The sequence below is a fragment of the Roseobacter sp. MED193 genome (assembly GCF_000152965.1).
Classification (GTDB): domain Bacteria; phylum Pseudomonadota; class Alphaproteobacteria; order Rhodobacterales; family Rhodobacteraceae; genus Pseudophaeobacter.
Genome location: NZ_CH902583.1, coordinates 2,041,860 through 2,061,199, shown reverse-complemented (window position 1 = coordinate 2,061,199; position 19,340 = coordinate 2,041,860). Strand labels below are relative to the sequence as shown.

Below are 19,340 nucleotides of genomic sequence, written 5' to 3'. Positions count from 1 at the left end.
ACGGCAGTGTTTGGCACCTCGATGTCGGCTCATCTCATCCTGGGGCTGGAGCAGGTCCCAAGGGTACGGCTGTTCGCCGTTTAAAGAGGTACGTGAGCTGGGTTTAGAACGTCGTGAGACAGTTCGGTCCCTATCTGCCGTGGGTGTAGGATACTTGAGAGGAGTTGCCCCTAGTACGAGAGGACCGGGGTGAACGAACCACTGGTGGACCAGTTGTCGTGCCAACGGCAGTGCTGGGTAGCTATGTTCGGACAGGATAACCGCTGAAGGCATCTAAGCGGGAAGCCCCCCTCAAAACAAGGTATCCCTGAGGGCCGAGGTAGACCACCTCGTCAATAGGCCAGAGATGTAAGCGTGGTAACACGTTCAGTTGACTGGTACTAATCGCCCGATTGGCTTGATCTGATCTAGTAATAGACAGCCAAGAACCAAATAAGCACCACATGAACTTGTGACATAACAAAGGTGCAGCAACGTGCATTTGCCCGGCAAATACACTGCCTGCTGCGTGACAGACTTTACTTGCGTAAAGTCGTCAGTGTTGATTGTTTCCCTGCGATCTTGGAAATGTCCTCGTGACATAACTGGGGTGCGGTCTCTCGGGCATTTGCGATGCAAATACCCTGCCGACCGCCAACCAAAAAAATCCAAGAACCGCAGGTTCTTGGATTTTTCTTGGTTTGGTGGCGATAGCGAGAGCAAAACACCCGGTCCCATCCCGAACCCGGAAGTTAAGTGCCTTTGCGCCAATGGTACTGCGGCTTAAGTCGTGGGAGAGTAGGTCACTGCCAAACCTAGTAAAATCCAAAAAATCTCTAAACGATATAAACTTCCGACACTGACGCGGGATGGAGCAGCCCGGTAGCTCGTCAGGCTCATAACCTGAAGGTCGTAGGTTCAAATCCTACCCCCGCAACCAAATTACTACGCTAAATCAAAAGCTTAGAGCCCGACTTAATCAGTCGGGTTTTATGCGTTTATTCCATGTCAACGCCATGTCAACGTTTGACGAGTCGCACCCCTCGAATAGCCGTAATCATTGGTAATCAGCCGAAACCAGTGATGGTCGATGATGTTCGGGCATACTGAAGCGGACCGGTTTGGCAGGTTGATGGATGAAAATTCGGTCTGCTCGCGTTACAGAACCAGCTCGTAGCTTGTGCTGCGGCCGCCGGCTTCGCCTTTCCGCATCAGCCCAAGTTCAATCAAGGCTGCAATGTCGCGACTTGCACTATCCTGAGAGCATTTCGCAATCGTCGCCCATTTCGATGTGGTCATCTTACCCTCAAAGCCGTCAAGTAAACGGTTCAGAACCTTGATCTGTCGCTCGTTCAGCGGCATCGGAGCTGCGCGCTCCCAGAATTGAGCCTTCGCGACAACTGCAGCTAGTACGCTATCCGCTCCACGGATGGCGCGATCCAGGCACGCGAGGAACCATAAAACCCACTCTGTTACGTCCGTTTCGCCCTTCTGCGTTTGCTCCAGTTGATCATAGTATGCGCTCCGTTCTGTCCGGATCTGCGCTGACATGCTGTAGAACCTCTGTGAGCTCCCCTCTGACCGCGCCAGCGCAAGATCAGCGATGGCACGAGCAATCCGTCCGTTACCATCCTCGAAGGGGTGGATCGTCACAAACCACAGATGCGCCAGGGCCGCCTTGATTACCGGATCGGATGAAATCGGCGCGTTGAACCAGGCGAGAAATGCTTCCATCTCCGCCGCGACCCTAGAGGCAGGTGGCGCTGTGTAATGCACGCGTTCTCGGCCGTAGGGTCCTGACACCACCTGCATCGGGCCGGTACTGTCATCGCGCCAATCCCCGACGCGGATGCGTGTCATGCCGCTGCGCCCGGTCGGAAACAGGGCGGCATGCCAGCCGAATAGGCGTTCCGCTGTCAGTGGAGCGTCGTAGTTGCGCGTCGCATCAAGCATGACCTCGACGATGCCTTCGACGTTACGATCTGTCGGGGGCAGGGCGCCAATGTCGATGCCAAGGCGACGTGCCAGCGATGACCGCACCTGAGTGGCGTCGAGCTGTTCACCTTCGATTTCGCTTGTCTTGACGACGTCCTGTGTCAGCGTCTGCAGCACTGCTTCCTCGCGCAGCTTGAAGCCTAGCGCTTCCATTCTGCCGATCAGTCTGCCCTGGGTATGGCGCACCTCAGCTAGGCACGCGGCGACGTGCGCGTCTTGCCAAGTTAGGTTAGGCCAAGTGTCGCGTTCCCAGATTTGCATCACATTCTCCGCAAAATTTACAGGGATAATCCGACTTTTTCTCCGCACTGGCAAGAGTAAAAGCCGCATTATGTGCGGAGAATATAGTAGGCAATCTCCGCACGGCACGCCTAGCCTATTCGGGATCGTCGGCTAGATCCGCCTTTTCTATTCGGCGCCTAGCACGGATGCTCGGCGATCCCGTCTGGGCCTGCACACACGGGCCTCTTGGCATCGCCGTGGCGCTCGTGGCATCACTTGAGCATGATTGAATTCCGCACGCTTCCTGATGATCACCCAGACTTAATGCGCTCGCCGCTGCTGCGCGGTACCCTTTTGACGCTGCAATATGCCCAAGAGCATGGATCGATCGGACTCACCCAGACCAAGGCGTTCAAACGCGTCTTCGTTCATTGGGCCGTGGAACACTTCGATTGGCCGGGGAAAAGCGCCAACGAAATGTTCCGCTACAACAAGGTCATCAACGAGTATGAATTTCCGCCTCTTGAGGTTCTGCACTTCCTGCTGATCTCATTGCGCCTCGGGCGGCATTATAAGGGGGCGTTTCGGATTACGAAGAAGGGTGCTGAGCTGGCCCGATCGCCAGGGCGCTTGTTTGCCGAGTTGATCCCATACTTCGTGCTCCGCATCGATCACGCGTCGTATGCGCGCTTTGACGATCGGCCGTTTGGTAAATGGGATGTCTGGATGAATGTCATCAACGTCGAGGCCGACCAAGGCACCACTGAGGCAGCTTTGTACCAGGCCTTTTATGGCGAGCCAGAGGATTGGCACACCGCGGGATGGCGGGCGATGGGCGCATTCTCATCATGTGTCTTGCGGCCGCTTGAGTGGGCGGGACTGTTGATGGAGACCCGTGACATCAGCCCGGGCAAGCACGATTGTCACGTCTTCAAGACCCAGCTTTGGCGCAGCGCCCTCAAGCTCGATACGGATGAGATGCTGAAACCGGTACATGTTCAGTGATCAGCGGCAGTGGGTTTTAGTGATCATTTCTGACCTAAGTTGTCGTCCCTGAAATTTGATGGTGATCCATTAACATCAAACTCCGTTGCCAACGGAATATCCCTTAATATTGTCGTCAAAGACTTTGACCTTCTGTAGCTGCCAATGCAGCGCCTTGGCTACAAGGCAAAAAGGCGGTTGTTGCCAACCAGCTTCCCTATCAACGTGGGCGCTACTGAGCGTTGGGAAGGAAATGGTGGTATTGCCCCTGCCATGCCTGAAGATGGATTTCCCTCATGATAGGGTGTAGGAACCCATCATGGATTTTGTCTTCTACGATCTGGAAACCACGGGAATCTCCCCCGAGTTCGACCAGCCGCTGCAGTTCGCCGCGATCTGGACGGATGAGAATTTCGTGGAGAAGGATCGGGTCAACATCCGCTGCCGGTTGGCGCCCCATATTTTGCCTTCACCACAGGCGCTGGTTGTGACCCGTGTCACCCCTGATCAATTGATAGACCCAAGCCTGCCGTCGCTGTTTGAGTTTTCGCAGCAGGTGGCAGAGTTCACCGAGCGATGGGCGCCCGCGATTTGGGTCGGCTACAATACGATGAAGTTCGACGAGGAGGTGCTGCGGCAGACCTTCTACCAGAACTTGTCGCCGAACATTTATGCCACGCAGTTCAATGGTAACACGCGCTTTGACATCCTGCCTGCGGTCTATGCTGCTTATGTCCGACACCCTGGTCTACTTGTCTGGCCCACCGATGATACCGGCCGGCGGAGCTTCAAGCTTGATCGGCTGGCGCCTGCAAATGGCTTCAATGCCCACAACGCGCATGATGCCCTGGGGGATGTCGAGGCGACCATCCACATCGCACGTCTAATCGCAACGCGCAGCCCAGCGCTTTGGTCCGAGTTGATAGACAACGCCCACAAGGCACGCGTGCAGGCAAAGCTTGAAAGCTTTCGGCCCTATGAGCTCGTCACGCGCTTTGGCGGCGGTGAGCCGCGATCCTACGTGGGCTGTTTCTGTGGATACTCTCACGGTAACAGCGCGCAGGCCGCATTTTTCGATCTGGATGCTGCTGACCCATCCGAGTTCCTCGGGGCCTCGGATGAGGCGATCTTTGCAGCAGTGGATGCCACGCCGAAGATCATTAGGGGCGTGTCCACAAATAAGGCCCCCGCGCTCCTAGAACACACAGCTCCCAGCGCGGAGCATCTGCACCGGGCGACGATCATTGCCAACGCGCCTGAGTTTCTTCGGCGTGTAGGCGCGGCAATGGCCAATCGCTTCGTCGAAGATTCCGACGCTCCGCCCAAGCCGGTTGAGCGGCAAATCTATGGGGAATTCTACTCCAGCGCTGACAAGCAGCTTTTGCAGGAGTTTCAGCATGCGACCTGGCCGCGGCGCCAGGAAATCGTGGCGAGCCTTTCAGACCCTCGGCTGCGCCAGCTCGGTCGGCGGTTGGTGGCATTTTACAGCCCTGAACTGCTGACAGCGGACGAGATGGCGCTTTTCAAAGCCTATCTGCGTGATAAGTGGTCTGCGCCCGATGTCCCTGAAACCGAATGGATGACCTTCGAAAAAGCGGAGGCCGCTTTGGGTGAATTACGTTCTGCTGGTGCTGCTGAGCCTCGTGAGCTTGAAGCTATTGGCTCATTTTTGAAGCCGATGCGCAGCTCAATACACTGATCCTTCAATTGCCTTTCGTAACCAGGCTAGCACTTGATTTACTTACGGTCCTCAGATGCGATTTGGTCTATTCTGACGGGTATGGGCGTTAGCTGTGGAATGCGGCAAGCAAGATATCGCGCCACGTGCTCTGCGGTGGAAAAGGGTAAGCTATCTCCATTCTCATAGATATAGCGACTTCTCCGAAAGATACCTTCGAGAAGTGCGAGTTCCTCATTTAGCCTTGGCATCCCGGAGAGGAGCTCTTTTTGATGTTCCGGCAAGGCATTTGTAAATGAATTCCCCAATTGATGACCTGCACCACGTCCAGAGGTTGGCCGAAGCAGTGCCACTCCATCGCCGAAGTCGGTCGCCGTATCCTTCAAGTGGAGTGCTTTTAGGTATAGTTCAATTGCGTGACAGCGAAGATTGATTATGGGAATTGCATTGCTTCTATTATCTTTAAGTATTTCGGCGGCGCTGTAAAAGCTCTCAGCAAGATCAAGGACTTGTAAATTGGGAAGCGCAGTGAATCGCATTTGCAAACCTTTCTGTTTCACGATTTTGCGGCTGGATTTGGATATGAAGTGGGGTTTGTGGCACTAGGTTGAGGTCTGTTCATGCACTGGTTTCTAAATGATGATACCATTTGAGCGAAGCCTCACCAGCCTGCATATGACGCCAAGCCATCGGCGCAGGCTTTTATTTGCCCTTCAAAATAGCAGCAATGATCAGACCAAAGGGCCCGAGGATCGCCCCCCAGAGCGCGCCTCTGCCGCCATCGACGAAGAAGCCGATGATGCCGAAGACGATGGCGCCTGCGATGATGAATTCCATGATTTGGGTTCCTTTCGTGTTGCGGCAGCGCGCTCAGTGCACCGTCCCACCCTGTGGGCCGCGTTGATTTGATGGTTCTAGTCGCTGGCCTGAATGCCCAATGCCTCAAGCGTCGCGCGGTCAGGTGCTCCAGTGGGTGCTAAACCGTTCTGTTCTTGGAAAGTGCGCATCGCGTTGCGCGATCCGTTCCCCCAAACGCCATCCGGTGTGCCGGCATCAAAGCCACCGGCATTCAACATGGTCTGAATGGCGCGGTAGTCATCGCGGGAGAGATCCAGCGTGGACCACCCGCAAGCGCCAGCGATAGCCTCGATCGCGTCCTGAATGCCGGCCAGGTCGAACTCTGCGTCATAGCGACGACCATTGCCATCGGTCAGCCGGATGAAAAACGCTTCGGCATCGTAGAGGTTGCGCAAGAAGCCTTCGGACGCAGATCCAAAAAGCCCAGCGCCTTTGTTATTGGTCAGTTCGTTCCAGCGGGTCGACTGCGCAGGTGCATCGTCGATACGGTAGTTGATATCGAACGAGTTCCGCCGAATGGTGCTCATCAGAAAATCGTCTTGGACAAAGACGATGGATGTCTCGCCTTCCCGACACTGCGCGAGAAGGGCAGTGATCCCGCTGAAGCTGCGCGCATCATAGGCCGAATAGTTGATGGCGACGACGGACGGGCTGTCATCGATCGCGGCGCGCTCCTCGCTGATGACCCACCAGCCCGAAATCCGATCCCCTTCGTTGTGCGCCTGCTCAAAGGGCGCGAGGCTGTAATCGATGTTCGGGTGGTCGGGATCCGCCCAGGGCAGGGCAGCGGTCCCCTCGTCACCCTCTACCGTGGCCACAGGCGATGGTGCGTCCTGGCTTGGCGTCGTCGAAGCCACCGCTTGAGGTGTCACTGGGAACGCGATGCCATAGCGCGCCTGCAAATAGGCCATCTGCAACTGGGCGAGGGTGAGCTTTTCGGTTTCGACGCGGCTTAGCGCCACCGCTTGTATCAGGCCACCGGCAGATGCGGCCTCGCGTTCGGCCGCTTCGACACGCTGTTGTTGCGCGGCCATTTCTCCAAGAAGCTGCTCTGCACGTTCGGGATCAGGTTCCACGGCTGGCACAGTGACTTCGATGGTCGCGCCAGCGGCCTCAGCCTCTTGTCGAGCCTCAACGATCGTGCGCAACAAAAGCAGTGCTTCTCGTCGGCTTTCGGCAAGCATGCGGATCAGTCCACCATCGTAACGGGCGATCGTGGCATCCACCTCGGTGATTTGGCTGTCGATTGCGGCGATCTCTGCATCGAGCGCCGAGCTTTCCTGGGCCAATGTCTGCCCAGCAAGGCAGGTGCTGATCAGCAGCGAGGCGGTGAGCGTACGCAGTTTCATCATGTCGAAGGTCCTTCCAGCAAAACGCCTTAGCCGCGGCCAATATCGTTCAGGATCGTGTGGCCGCGTTCAGCCATGCAGCGATCCACGACCCGGCGGGGGCCATAGGTCACAAGATCATAGGAATAGTCATTCGCCGCTGCTCCTGCCGCCATTCCGGAAGCCGCGCCATAGGCGGCGAGTTCGCCCTGATAATCAGACCCGCTGCCGACAACGGCTCCTGTGATGGCGCCGACCAGAAGCCCCGCCATGATGTTTGCGCCCATCTGTTCCTGCTGGCGCTGGCGGTAGTCGGCCTCGACCTGGACCGCGACCGCACGGCAAGCCTCAAGGTCCCGTTCAAATCGCGGCATGTTTGTGCGCTCTGGGTCTACAACAGGGCGGTACTCAGTCAGCGGCTCGAGCTCTGCGCAACCGGCTACGGCAAAGACTGCGATCAGGCCAAAAGCCTGGGTTTTTGTCATAAAATTCATCCAGCAGCTCCTTTTCCCTTCCCGAGAGCAGAACGGGAGGGTTATGCTGGGGTGAGCCCCCAGGTTTGTGATACGTCTAATAACGTGACGGGCTTGTCACGAATCGGCATTCCGGCCCAGCTAGGGTCTGTCGGTCCGGTTGGTGAGTCAATCAAAAAACTAGACGCATGTATTCGTGCGACATATAAGTGAGGGCGCAGGGTGACTCGCAAGAAGGGCAAACAGCTGAACTGGGGTGTCGAGCGTCGATATGAGTTCATCGAGTTTCGCCTGTTTTGGCAGGGGCGGATAAACCGAGGAGACTTGATGGACGCGTTTGGGGTTTCAACACAGCAGGCATCGCTGGACCTGAACGCCTACATCGAGCAGGCCAAGCGCAACCTTGTTTATGACAAGAGCCTGCGCACGTATCTGCGCGGTAAGCATTTCAAGCCCAAATATCTCAAGCCGGACGCTGACGAGTATTTTGCTCAGCTGCGTGCGGTTGATCAGGGGCTGGTGAGTGCCGAGCAAAGCTGGATCAGCCTTTTCCCGGGCTTTGGCGCAACGCCGACCCCTGCGCGTGGTGTTTCCCCGGAGACCCTGCGCGACGTACTAGCAGCCATCCGTGAGCCAGCTGCCTTGCAGGTGACCTATCAGTCTATGTCGCGGCCCGAGCCCAGCGCGCGCTGGATTGAGCCACATGCACTGGCCTTTGACGGGTTCCGATGGCACGCCCGGGCGTTTTGTCAGAACGACCAAGTGTTCAAGGACTTCTTGTTGTCTCGGATCGTCGAGGTGGGTGATCAGGGGGCCGTGACCGCTGAGCCCAGCGCTGATGAGGCTTGGCACACGGAGATCGTGCTTGAGATCGGCCCGCATCCGGACCTCTCGGATAACCAGCGCCGTGCCATCGAGATGGACTACGGCATGGAGGAAGGCAGGGCTCGGATCGCTGTCCGCCGCGCGCTGTTGTTCTATGCGCTGAAGCGTCTTGGCCTGGACACCGACCCAGCGGCACGCCGCCCCCAGGACCAACAGATTGTCCTTCTGAACCGTGACGAGGTCGTTGGATGACCATGGCGGCGCGGCAAGCAGAGTTCGGGGTGAAGCAGCCCTACAAGATGTCCTTCACCTCTGGGGGGCTTTTCTTGAATGAATGCATCGATCTTGCAGCGAGCTATCTGGAAACCCGCGACTGGGATGTCACGATCTCCCAGTTGCAAGCTGATGGCCTCACATCATCGCCCAAGCAAAAGTCAAAGCGTCGAATACTCCGGGAACTGGTCAATCGCATCGAAACGCTGACCGAGGACGAGTTGCGTTTCCTGGTTGAGCGTGCCGATCGACAAGATCAAGCGCTGCTCATTTGGCTTTCCTTTTGCCGTGCCTACCGGCTGGTCCGCGAGTTCACACTCGAAATCGTGCAAGACCGGTATCTCGCCTATCAGCTGGATTTGTCGACCGACAGTTTCGATTTGTTCTTCGAGCATAAAGCCGAGTGGGATGACACTTTGGCCTCCACCTCTGCCTCCACACGCGTTCGCCTCCGGCAGGTCGTGTTCAAGACCATGCGAGAGGTTGGGATTATCTCGGAAGAAAACCGGATCCAGTCGAGTTACCTCTCGCCTCAGCTGCGCGCGCTGATTGAGGCGACCAATCCGGCTGATCTGGCCGTGTTCCCTGGAGTTGTGATTGAGGGAGGTCTGTCGTGAGCCTGCAATTGACGCGCAAAGAACGCGCCGAGCATCTGTATCGGGTCATTACCAGCGAGCGCTTCCTGACGAAGCAGGGACTGGGCAATGAAGTGCCGTTCTTCATTTGCCCGTTCCCGGCCGAAGAAGGCCTCACGATGATCGAGGACCGGCTCGACCTGGTCGAGCGCATTGGGCATGCGGGCGTCACCGCGCTCGATCTCAGCCTGTACGATATTTCGCTCGGGCTCTTGGAAGAGCGGGGCATCCTAGAGGATGTCCTGGCTGCAGAGCCTGACATGGAAAAATCAGAGCTGCGCGAGCTGCTGCAGGGCGTTCTCGACGTTCATGAACACTTAATCCCGAAAATTGCGGAAGCGATCGCCGCCCAGCCGCATGACGTGATTTTCCTGTCGGGCGTGGGCGAGGTCTACCCGTACATCCGCTCGCACAATGTGCTCAACAACCTGCAGAGCACCGCCAAGGACAAGCCAACGGTGCTGTTCTTTCCCGGCAGCTACACCCATTCCACAGCGACGGGGGGATCCCTCGATCTCTTTGGGCTGCTGCATGACGACAAATATTACCGTGCTTTTAACATTCTGAACTACGAGGTCTGACCCGATGACCACTGCTCTGAGAACCATTTTCGCCAAGCCCGTTGACCGCCCGATTGATGGCGTGATCAAGGCTGACGATGAAGCGAGCCTGCGCATCGAGCTCGACGAGTACGTCATCACAGACGAAATCGGCAAACGCCTCGAGACCTTCCTCGATGCCTATAATAACTACGACACCGCCAACGGTGTCTGGATTTCTGGCTTCTTTGGCTCGGGTAAGTCGCACCTGCTCAAGATGCTGGCCCTACTTATGGAAAATCGGGAAATCGATGGCACGCAGGCTTTTGACCTTTTCGAGGAAAAGCTGACCGGTCAGCCAATGCTCTTGGGCGCGTTGCGCAAAGCCGTCTCCGTGCCGTCAAAGTCGATCCTCTTCAACATCGACCAGAAGGCTGACGTCATCTCGAAGACCGATGTGGATGCGCTGCTTTCCGTGTTCCAGAAGGTCTTTGACGAGGCCTGCGGCTACTACGGCAAGCTGCCCCATATCGCGCAGTTTGAGCGCGACCTCGATGATCGCGGCCAGCTGGCAGCGTTTAAGGACGCCTATGCTGCTGCCGCAGGCAAGCCTTGGGAGCGCGGCCGCGAACAGGCAGCGCTCGAGCGCAAAAACATCGCCACCGCCTTCGCATCCGTGACAGGCGGCGACCCAGCAGATGCGGCGGACATTTTGGGACAGTACCGCGCCGACACCCGCGTTTCGATTGAGGACTTCGCCAACAAGGTGAAGGCTTGGATCGACAAGCAGGCGCCGAAGTTCCGACTGAACTTCTTCGTGGACGAGGTAGGCCAGTACATCGCTGAAAACGTCAAGCTGATGACGAACCTGCAGACGATCGCCGAAAGCCTGAACACGAAGTGTAAAGGCCAGGCCTGGGTCATCGTGACCTCGCAGCAGGACATGGAAGCCATCATCGGGGACGGGAAGGCGTTTCAGTCGCAAGACTTCTCGAAGATCATGGCGCGCTTCGGTGTGAAGATGCCCCTGAACTCGGCTGATGTGGCCGAAGTCATCCAGCGCCGCCTTCTGTCGAAGACCGACGAAGGCCAGGTGCGACTTGGCAACCTGCACGATCGTGAAGAGAACAACCTCAAGACCCTGTTTGATTTCACGGACGGGTCGATCAAGCTGAAGAACTTTGATGGGCGTGCCCATTTCGTCTCGAGCTACCCGTTCCCGCCTTATCAATACATGCTGTTCCAGATGGCGATCACGTCGCTCTCGCAGCACAACGCCTTTGAGGGAAAGCACAGCTCGGTCGGTGAGCGCTCGATGTTGGGCGTGTTCCAAGAGGTCGCCAAGAAGATGGCAGACCAACCAGTAGGCGGCCTCGCCACCTTTGATCTCATGTTCGAGGGCATCCGCACGGCCCTCAAATCCGCCGTCCAGCAGTCGATCCAGATTGCCGAGAAGGAAATCCAGGACATCGACCCCTTCGCGGTTCGTGTGCTGAAGGCGCTCTTCCTCGTGAAATATGTCAAGGAGTTCAAGCCGACGGTTCGCAACATCAGCGTGCTGCTGCTCTCCGAGTTCGACACCGATCAGGTCAAGCAGCGGCGCAAGATCGAGGAGGCGCTGTCTTTCCTCGAGCGCAACACGCTTATTCAGCGCAACGGCGAGGTCTATGAGTTCCTGACGAACGAAGAGAAGGACGTCGAAGCGGAAATCAAGGCCCTGGATGTCGACCCCTCAGAGCTTTCCAAGGAAATGGAGACGCTGGCGTTCGATACAATCCTGCGTCACCGCAAGATCAAGCATCTGACCACTGGCAATGAATACAGCTTTAGCCGCAAGCTCGACGATCACCTGCTGGGCCGGGAGTACGAGCTTTCCATCAACGTGATCAGTCCGTTCAATGATGATGTTGCATCACCCGAAGCGGTGCGCATGCGGAACATGAGCCGGGAAGAATTGGCGGTCGTGCTGCAACCCGATGTGCGGTTCATCCGCGACCTGACGCTCTTCAAGCAGACCGACAAGTTCATCCGCCAAGCCCGTGCGGGTTCCCAGCAGCCAGGCCGTGATCGCATCGTGGCCGAGAAGGGGGATCAAAACAGCCGTCGCTACAAGGACCTCGAACTGCGCCTACGCAAGCTGATGGCAGAGACGCGGATGTTTGTGCGGGGCGATGAGCTCGATATCGGGGGCGAGGAGCCCCAGGACCGGATCGTGAAAGGCTTCCAGGGCCTTGTCGACAAGGTCTATGTCAACCTGCCGATGCTGCGAGGCGTAACCTATGCCGAAGCCGACATCCTGAAAGCGGCAACGCCCGAGAGTGGGCTCTTCGGCAACAATGGCGAGGGGCTTACTGAGGCCGAGCAGGATGTGCTGAACTACGTCCAGTCGCAGGCCCGCAACGGCGTGAAGGTCTCGGTGAAATATCTCACCGAACGCTTTGGTGGCAAACCCTACGGTTGGCCGACAACAGCTATTCTGTGCCTCGCGGCCAGTCTCTCGGGCAAAGGCAAGCTGGAAGCCCGCTCGGACGGCACCGTGCTTGAGCGCGCAGAACTCGCCAAGGCGCTGAACAACAGCCATGCCCTGGCCAATATCTTGCTCACCCCACAGACCGAATTTACTTCGGCTCAGATCCGGAAGGCGAAAGAGCTCTACAAGGAGCTGTTTGACCTTCCCTCAGATGGCACTGACGCGCGGACGATCGGCGCGGAATGGCTGGAGAGCACGCGCACGCTCTCTGAAGACCTGGGCAAAATGCTGGCGCAGAAAGCGCAGTACCCGTTTGTGGTGGCGCTCGAGCCATTGGCGACAAAGATTGCTGCAATGGTGGGGAAGCCCGCGACTTGGTACATCACCGAGCCCGCGGCGCAGGAAGATGACCTTCTCGACGCCAAGGAAGAAGTCCTCGACAAAATCCGCAGCTTCATGGGCGGTTCCCAGCGCGAAATCTATGACGATGCGCGCGAATTTCTACGTGATCAGGAAGCCAATATTTCCTACGTGGATGCGGCGGCTGGCGAAGCACTGGCCCGCGCTTTGGCTGATCCTGCTTGCTACAAGGGCACCGCCATTCAGGCGCTTAAATCCGATCTCTATGGGCTGAAAGACCGTGTGGAGTTGACGGTGCTTGAGGAGCGCAAAGCCGTCATCGCGGCGGTCGAGGATTGCGCAGCCAAGGTCACGCAGACGCCAGAGTTCCAGGCGCTTTCTGCAGATGATCAAGCGCACATCAAACGCAACATCGATAGCCACAAATCTGGGCTCGATAGCGTCAAGATGATCCCGATCCTGCGCGATCGGGCGAATGGAGCGAAGCTCGACCTGTTGCCACGCATTTTGGCGGAGGTTGAGCGACTGAACCGACCGGTTGTCGATCCAAAACTCGTCCCGCCCGGGCCGCCACAGCCGGAGCCACCGCAGACCACTTACGTTAACGCCTCAGAAATCAAGGTGGGTTTCGCCAAGCCCTACCTGACTGAAGAGGCTGACGTCGAACAATACGTCGAAGAAATGAAAAAGACCCTGCTGGAGCAGATCCGCGCGGGCAAGAAGGTGATTGTCTGATGGACACGAACGCGCTGAAGAAGTTTGCCCAATCCGCCCGTAATCTGTTGATCGAACAGGTCCGCTCCAAGCTTGATCTTTTGCTTGATCCGGCCTCGCCTGCGCGGCGGGAGCATCCGCAGGCAATGAAGGAGCTCGACGCCGCGATCGCGCGGGATGGTAAGGCGCAGTTGATCGAGCAGGTGGCTTATACCTGGTTCAACCGCTTCACCGCGCTGCGCTTCATGGATGCCAATGGCTACACGACTGTTGGGGTTGTATCCCCAGCGGAAGGGCAGACACGGCCCGAGATATTGGCTGAGGCGATGGCGGGGAACCTGCCCGAGGACGCGCCGGGGAGCATCGCGGCGCTTCTCGATGGCCGCACCCCGTCTTCTGATCCGCAGGCCGAGGCCTACCGCCTGCTGTTGGTACATGCCTGCAATCAGTGGCACGGGCCGATGCCGTTCCTGTTCGAGGAGCTGGATGACTACACCGAACTCCTGATGCCCGAGGATATGCTGTCGCAATCCTCGATCCTTGCCGAGCTGCGCAAGGTCATGACCGAAGACGCCTGTCAGGACGTCGAGATCATCGGCTGGCTCTACCAGTTCTACATCTCGGAGAAGAAGGATCAGGTCTTCGCGGGGCTCAAGAAGAACCAGAAAATCACGGCCGAGAACATCCCGGCCGCGACGCAGCTCTTCACCCCGCACTGGATCGTCCGCTACCTGGTGGAGAACTCGCTGGGGCGGCTGTGGCTGCTGAACCGGCCGGGCTCAAAACTGGCCGAGCGGATGGACTACTACATCGCGCCGGAAGAACCCGAGATGGATTTCCTGAAGATCGCCAAGCCCGAGGAGATCAAGGTCTGCGATCCGGCATGCGGGTCGGGCCACATGCTGACCTATGCCTTCGACCTGCTCTACGCCATCTACGAGGAAGAGGGCTATGACGCGACAGAGATCCCCGCGCTGATCCTGACGCACAACCTGACTGGGACGGAGATTGACGACCGCGCTGGGGCGCTGGCAGCGTTTGCGTTGGCGATGAAAGCCGCTGAAAAGCTTGGTCGCCGCCGTTTCCTGCGGATGGAGACGAAGCCCGATATCTGCGTTCTGAAGAAAGTCAGCTTCGAGCCAGCAGAACTCCAAGACATAGAAGCCATGGTTGGACGCAGCCTGTTCACGGCAGATTTGCGGGCAACCCTTACCCAGTTTGAGCAAGCCAAGAACTTTGGTTCTCTCATCATCCCGAAACTAAAAGACCCTCAGGAATGCCTGCGAGTGGTTGAGGAACAGGATCTTGGTGGCGACATGTTCCGTGCCAAGTTGCGGGAACGGTTGCTGACAGTCCTTCGGATGTCTGAGGCACTCTCCTCCAAATATCATGTTGTAGTGGCGAACCCGCCTTACATGGGCGGAAAAGGGATGAACGGGCCTCTTGGGGACTACGCCAAGAAGGAATATCCCGACAGCAAGTCAGATATGTTTGCTGCATTCATTGAGAGAGGTTTCGATTTTATCCAGCGCAATGGATACTCTGCGATGGTCACGATGCAATCATGGATGTTTCTTTCTTCCTACGAGAAACTCCGCATCAAACTTAATGAGCAAAGCCATATCGTGAACATGGCCCATATGGGCAACATGGTTATGGGGATTGCTTTTGGCACGAGCGCTACGGTTTGGAAGCAAGGGCAAAACACCTCCCAGCCAGGCAACTTTTTCTATGTAGACTACGAAGACTTATCTGAGGAAAAAATCCCTGTCACTTTCCCTCCTCAAAACGAGCGAAACTCAAAACAACGAGATCGTGGCTGGTTCTATCGGGCCTCTGCAAATGATTTTGAGAAAATTCAAGGGATTCCAATTGCTTATTGGGCCTCCGCCCGCGTGCGAAATGTCTTTGCCAAAAATAAAAATATCAGCGAAGGTTTTGATGCACGCCAAGGGATGGCCACTGGTGATAATGATCGCTTCATTAGAATTTGGTCTGAAGTATCTATAGGCAATTTTGAAGAATTTTCAGGTTCAATGGAATCTGCATTTCAGTCAGGAAGCCGTTGGTTTCCTTACAATAAAGGTGGAGACTATAGGAAGTGGTATGGCAATAGAATATTTGCCATAAACTTCAATAGAGCGGATTTTGAGGTGCTGGCTAAGATGGGCAATCATTGCCCATCACGTCAATTTTATTTTAGAGAAGCGATTAGTTGGTCAAGAATTGGCAGCTCATTAAATTCTTATCGATACTATGATCGAGGATTTCTGTTTGATCAGGCGGGGCATTCAATTTTTCATGAGGATGGGAGCGCGCTTGAGAATATTTGCTTAATGCTGAACAGTAAGATGTTTTCCGCCGTTGCAAAAATCGTAAATCCAACACTTAATCTTGAAGTGGGAAATATTGGTCGTTTTCCAGACCTATCAAATACAGCCAAGCAAAACCGCCATATTTTCAAAGATCTGATTGCGCTCTCTCGGTCAGACTGGGACGCCTACGAAACTTCTTGGAATTTCACCTCGCTCCCGTTGCTTTCGTCTGATCATCGCGGCGAGACGCTGGCGGACAGCTACGCCACGCTAAGCGCCCATTGGCAGTCCATGACGGACGAGATGCAGCGGCTGGAGGAAGAGAACAACCGCATCTTCATCGACGCCTACGGTCTGCAAGACGAGCTGACCCCCGAGGTGCCACTGAATGAGATCACCCTCACCTGCAACCCCGCCTATCGCTATGGCATCAAGAATGATGACGCGGCCAACGAGACCCGCCTGCGCGCCGACACCATGGCCGAGTTCCTCTCCTACGCCGTGGGCTGCATGTTCGGCCGCTACAGCATCGATACCCCCGGGCTGATCCTTGCCAACCAAGGCGAGACACTGGCCGACTACCTCGCCCGCGTGCCGGAACCGACGTTCATGCTGGACGAAGACAACGTCATCCCCGTGCTCGACGCCGACTGGTTCGCCGACGACATTACCGACCGCTTCCGCCTGTTCCTGCGCACCACCTTCGGCGAGGCGCATTTCCGCGAGAACCTGCGCTATATCGAGGACGCGCTTGGCAAGGACATCCGTAAGTATTTCACCAAGGATTTCTACGCCGATCACGTGAAGCGGTATAAAAAGCGCCCGATCTACTGGATGTTCTCCAGCCCCAAGGGGACGTTCAATGCGCTGATCTACATGCACCGCTACCGGCCCGACACCGTCTCGGTCCTGCTGAACGACTACCTGCGCGAGTTCATCAGCAAGCTTGAAGGTGAACGTGGGCGGCTGGAAAAGCTGTCCGATGATCCGAGCGCCAGCCAGGGCCAGCGCACAAAGGCGTTGAAAGACATGGCGGTCATCGCCAAGCAGATCGACGAGCTGAACGAATGGGAACGCGATGTCGTCTTCCCGCTGGCGCAGGCCAAGATCGAGATTGACCTCGATGATGGGGTAAAGGCGAACTATCCGAAATTCGGCGCTGCGTTGAAAAAGATCGTTGGGGTGAGCTGATGACGGATCGGATCACCGCCAGCCTGGAACGGCTCTTTGACGAGCATCGCATCGTCTTCTGGTATGACGACGCGCGCGATATGCGGGGGGAGTTCGATGCGGTTGATCTGGCTGGGGTGACCAAAGTGGAGGTCGCCAACAACCAGTTCGGCCTAAAGCACCGGATGCTGCGGCAGGAGCCGACCGCGAAGTTCTTGGTGTTCCATGACGGGCCAGAGCCCGGGAATGCGGCAAACTGGCTGCTGGACCTGCAACTGGCAACGGCGGTGTTCAAGGCGGATCAAGCTGGCATATGGCTGGGTGAGCTGGGCCTGCCGCCACAGTTCGAAAGCGTCGTGCGTGATCACATGGAGTTTTATCGCTCCAAAGCGCGTGTGGCTGAGCTGAAACGGCTTTTGCATGCGGCAGATACCCAGTCGCAGGTTCGACTGCGCATGCTGGCCGTGTGTGCTGGCGCCGAGGGTGGGCTTGATACAGTGGTCGAGGCGCTCCTGAGCGAATTAGCAGAGGGCCGCGACGATGCGATGCGGCTCATCGAGCGATCTGGACTGACTGAGGTGTTCTGGAAGCAGGTTGGCAATGCCTATGACTATCAGCCGGACCAGCCCGATCTTGAAGACTTCGCGATCGCGCTCTTCCAGTCGGCCTACCTGCGGGCGCTGGGCGAAGATGGAAAGTTGAACGCCGAGGCTCTCTTGGTCTTCCGGCGTTGGAAGAACAACCGCCATTGGGAAGAGGCGTTCGAGACGCTGGCTGCGCGCTATCAGGGCTTGCTGAAGATCCCAGAAGACTTGTCCAAGCGCGACTTCCGTGCGGTCATGGCCGTCGACCATTTCGAGGAAATCGACCGACACATCATTCGGCAGTTGGTGCATGCTATGTCGACGCAGACGGTCAGCGCGTCTGAGGTCCTGAAATGGGTGCGCGAGCGCCGGCAGAGCCATTGGTATGGCTCCTATACGGACATCTATCAGGCGATCGGCTTCGCCACCGAATTCCAGCAGGCTCTAGCAGAGGCCAATCTCGGGATGACGAGCCCTGCCGAGGGGGTGAAGCGGTATGTCAGCAGCTGGTACAAGCTCGACCAGCTCTATCGCAAATTCATCTACCACATGCAGCGCAGTGGCCATGCCTCGCTGCTTTCGGAACTCTACGAGGCGGTGGAGAACCGATACACCAATAGCTTCCTGTTGAAGCTGAATGACGCCTGGCAGGATCAGGTTGCCGGACTGACCGATTGGACAATCCCAGGTTACGCACGCCAGAGCGCCTTCTATATCGAACAGGCCGCAGAGTTCCGCCGTCGCGATCAGAAGGTCGTGGTCATAATTTCGGACGCACTGCGCTTCGAGGTGGCCGAGGAATGCCTACGCCGGATCCGAGCACTGAACCGATTTGATGCGGAACTGAAGCCCATGATCAGCGCGCTACCCAGCTATACACAGCTCGGGATGGCGGCACTTTTGCCGAACAGGGAGCTGTCTTTCGCTTCTGATGGCAGCGGCGCGATCTTGACGTGCGGCGAAAGCACACAAGGCCTTGCCGCGCGCGAGAAGCACTTGGCAACAGGACGTGTAGGCGACCGCGCCAAGGCTCTATCCGCACGCGATGTGCTCGATATGCGGGTCGATGAGGGCAAAGAGCTCTTCCGCGACAATGACGTGGTCTACATCTATCACAACCTGATCGATGCGATTGGCGATAAGCTGCAAACCGAGGATCAGCTGCCCAAGGCCGCCGAGGATGCGATCGAGGAACTGACCAAGCTCGTTCGGAAGCTGACATCGGCAAACTTCTCGAACATCCTGATCACGGCAGATCATGGCTTCCTCTATCAGCACCGAGCGCTGGATGAGAGCGACTTCGCGGTTGCTGATCCTAAGGGCGATGAAATCCTGCTGCGCAATCGCCGCTTCGTCATCGGTCGTGGCCTCGAAGAAGCTGCGGGCGTGAAGAAATTCACCTCGGCCGAGCTCGGTCTTGCGGGCGACCTCGATGTCCTGATCCCGAACTCGATAAACCGCCTGCGCGTCAAAGGGGCGGGCAGCCGCTTTGTCCATGGCGGTGCGTCGCTGCAGGAAATCGTTATCCCTGTCATACGTGTTGGAAAGCAGCGCGAGGCGGATGTGAACCAGGTTGAGGTGCAGATCATCGTATCTGGCCGCAGCCAAATCACTTCTGGGCAGACGGCGGTGATCTTCTACCAAGCGCAACCGGTTTCCGAGAAGATGCAGGCGCGCGAGCTGGTCGCGGGTATCTATGCCGCCGATGACACGCTGATTTCAGACGAGCATGTCCTGCAGTTTGATTTCACCTCTGAGAACGCCCGTGAGCGCGAAATGCCCCGGAAGTTCCTGCTGTCGCGTGAGGCGGACAAATTCAATAACCAAGATGTATTCCTGAAACTGCGCGAGCGGGTTGGTAAGACCAGTCACTATCAGGACTACACAAGCCATCGCTTCCAGTTGAAACGTGGCATCACAACCGATTTTGACTTTTGA

At 56.9% G+C, this 19,340-nt stretch carries 13 protein-coding genes, 1 tRNA gene and 1 rRNA gene; 10 read left to right on the top strand and 5 right to left on the bottom strand.

Translation table 11 applies throughout. The features are described from left to right. The first annotated feature begins 679 nt into the window (after positions 1-679). Positions 680-794 (top strand): 5S ribosomal RNA (gene rrf, locus MED193_RS12300). 48 nt (positions 795-842) lie between these two features. Then, a tRNA-Met gene (locus MED193_RS12295) sits at positions 843-919 on the top strand. Between the two features lie 218 nt (positions 920-1,137). Here MED193_RS12295 and MED193_RS12290 read toward each other — a convergent pair. Further along, entirely contained in the window at positions 1,138-2,235 is a 1,098-nt protein-coding gene (locus MED193_RS12290) for a Fic family protein (protein ID WP_039966158.1), read from the bottom strand. Between the two features lie 243 nt (positions 2,236-2,478). Between MED193_RS12290 and MED193_RS12285 the strand changes: the two genes are divergently transcribed. Together MED193_RS12285 and MED193_RS12280 are read left to right on the top strand one after the other, a co-directional pair. Continuing rightward, entirely contained in the window at positions 2,479-3,201 is a 723-nt protein-coding gene (locus MED193_RS12285; protein WP_009810053.1) for a hypothetical protein, read from the top strand. Positions 3,202-3,499: 298 nt separating this feature from the next. Continuing rightward, positions 3,500-4,879, top strand: coding sequence for an exodeoxyribonuclease I (locus MED193_RS12280; RefSeq protein ID WP_009810052.1), 1,380 nt, complete (start codon positions 3,500-3,502; stop codon positions 4,877-4,879). Between the two features lie 38 nt (positions 4,880-4,917). Here MED193_RS12280 and MED193_RS12275 read toward each other — a convergent pair whose 3' ends face one another. The 4 genes from MED193_RS12275 to MED193_RS12260 form a co-directional block, all read right to left on the bottom strand. Beyond that, entirely contained in the window at positions 4,918-5,418 is a 501-nt protein-coding gene (locus tag MED193_RS12275) for a hypothetical protein (RefSeq protein WP_157041349.1), read from the bottom strand. Between the two features lie 142 nt (positions 5,419-5,560). Then, complete coding sequence (locus MED193_RS23345; RefSeq protein WP_302621669.1) at positions 5,561-5,695, bottom strand: hypothetical protein; 135 nt, start codon at positions 5,693-5,695, stop codon at positions 5,561-5,563. Between the two features lie 77 nt (positions 5,696-5,772). After that, complete coding sequence (locus tag MED193_RS12265) at positions 5,773-7,068, bottom strand: peptidoglycan-binding protein (protein WP_009810049.1); 1,296 nt, start codon at positions 7,066-7,068, stop codon at positions 5,773-5,775. 26 nt (positions 7,069-7,094) lie between these two features. Further along, positions 7,095-7,538, bottom strand: a complete 444-nt coding sequence (locus tag MED193_RS12260; protein ID WP_009810048.1) for a glycine zipper family protein — start codon at positions 7,536-7,538, stop codon at positions 7,095-7,097. Between the two features lie 306 nt (positions 7,539-7,844). Here MED193_RS12260 and MED193_RS12255 point away from each other — a divergent pair, with 306 nt between their 5' ends. Genes MED193_RS12255 through pglZ form a run of 6 tightly spaced genes read left to right on the top strand, consistent with a single transcriptional unit; the run spans position 7,845 to position 19,340 of the window. Continuing rightward, a complete protein-coding gene (locus MED193_RS12255; RefSeq protein ID WP_157041481.1) occupies positions 7,845-8,594 on the top strand; it encodes a WYL domain-containing protein in 750 nt (249 codons plus the stop codon). Continuing rightward, complete coding sequence (locus MED193_RS12250; protein WP_009810046.1) at positions 8,591-9,232, top strand: DUF1819 family protein; 642 nt, start codon at positions 8,591-8,593, stop codon at positions 9,230-9,232. Before MED193_RS12255 ends, MED193_RS12250 begins: the two co-directional genes overlap by 4 nt. Positions 9,233-9,240: 8 nt before the next feature. Continuing rightward, positions 9,241-9,831: a DUF1788 domain-containing protein gene (locus MED193_RS12245; RefSeq protein ID WP_085978313.1), complete on the top strand. Its 591-nt coding sequence runs from the start codon at positions 9,241-9,243 to the stop codon at positions 9,829-9,831. A 4-nt stretch (positions 9,832-9,835) separates the two neighbouring features. After that, complete coding sequence (brxC, locus tag MED193_RS12240) at positions 9,836-13,354, top strand: BREX system P-loop protein BrxC (RefSeq protein WP_009810044.1); 3,519 nt, start codon at positions 9,836-9,838, stop codon at positions 13,352-13,354. Then, on the top strand, positions 13,354-16,839 hold the full coding sequence (pglX, locus tag MED193_RS12235; RefSeq protein WP_009810043.1) for a BREX-1 system adenine-specific DNA-methyltransferase PglX: 3,486 nt from the start codon (positions 13,354-13,356) through the stop codon (positions 16,837-16,839). The genes brxC and pglX overlap by 1 nt, the downstream gene beginning before the upstream one ends. Further along, positions 16,839-19,340 carry a BREX-1 system phosphatase PglZ type A gene (gene pglZ / locus MED193_RS12230; protein WP_009810042.1) on the top strand — a complete coding sequence of 834 codons (2,502 nt, stop codon included), beginning with the start codon at positions 16,839-16,841 and terminating at the stop codon, positions 19,338-19,340. Before pglX ends, pglZ begins: the two co-directional genes overlap by 1 nt.

What these genes read in the sequence shown, in the direction of transcription:
- MED193_RS12290 (WP_039966158.1), bottom strand. Translation starts at nt 2,235, where the DNA reads ATGCAAATCTGGGAACGCGACACTTGGCCTAACCTAACTTGGCAAGAC.
- MED193_RS12285 (WP_009810053.1), top strand. Translation starts at nt 2,479, where the DNA reads ATGATTGAATTCCGCACGCTTCCTGATGATCACCCAGACTTAATGCGC.
- MED193_RS12280 (WP_009810052.1), top strand. Translation starts at nt 3,500, where the DNA reads ATGGATTTTGTCTTCTACGATCTGGAAACCACGGGAATCTCCCCCGAG.
- MED193_RS23345 (WP_302621669.1), bottom strand. Translation starts at nt 5,695, where the DNA reads ATGGAATTCATCATCGCAGGCGCCATCGTCTTCGGCATCATCGGCTTC.
- MED193_RS12265 (WP_009810049.1), bottom strand. Translation starts at nt 7,068, where the DNA reads ATGATGAAACTGCGTACGCTCACCGCCTCGCTGCTGATCAGCACCTGC.
- MED193_RS12260 (WP_009810048.1), bottom strand. Translation starts at nt 7,538, where the DNA reads ATGAATTTTATGACAAAAACCCAGGCTTTTGGCCTGATCGCAGTCTTT.
- MED193_RS12255 (WP_157041481.1), top strand. Translation starts at nt 7,845, where the DNA reads ATGGACGCGTTTGGGGTTTCAACACAGCAGGCATCGCTGGACCTGAAC.
- MED193_RS12250 (WP_009810046.1), top strand. Translation starts at nt 8,591, where the DNA reads ATGACCATGGCGGCGCGGCAAGCAGAGTTCGGGGTGAAGCAGCCCTAC.
- brxC (WP_009810044.1), top strand. Translation starts at nt 9,836, where the DNA reads ATGACCACTGCTCTGAGAACCATTTTCGCCAAGCCCGTTGACCGCCCG.
- pglX (WP_009810043.1), top strand. Translation starts at nt 13,354, where the DNA reads ATGGACACGAACGCGCTGAAGAAGTTTGCCCAATCCGCCCGTAATCTG.
- pglZ (WP_009810042.1), top strand. Translation starts at nt 16,839, where the DNA reads ATGACGGATCGGATCACCGCCAGCCTGGAACGGCTCTTTGACGAGCAT.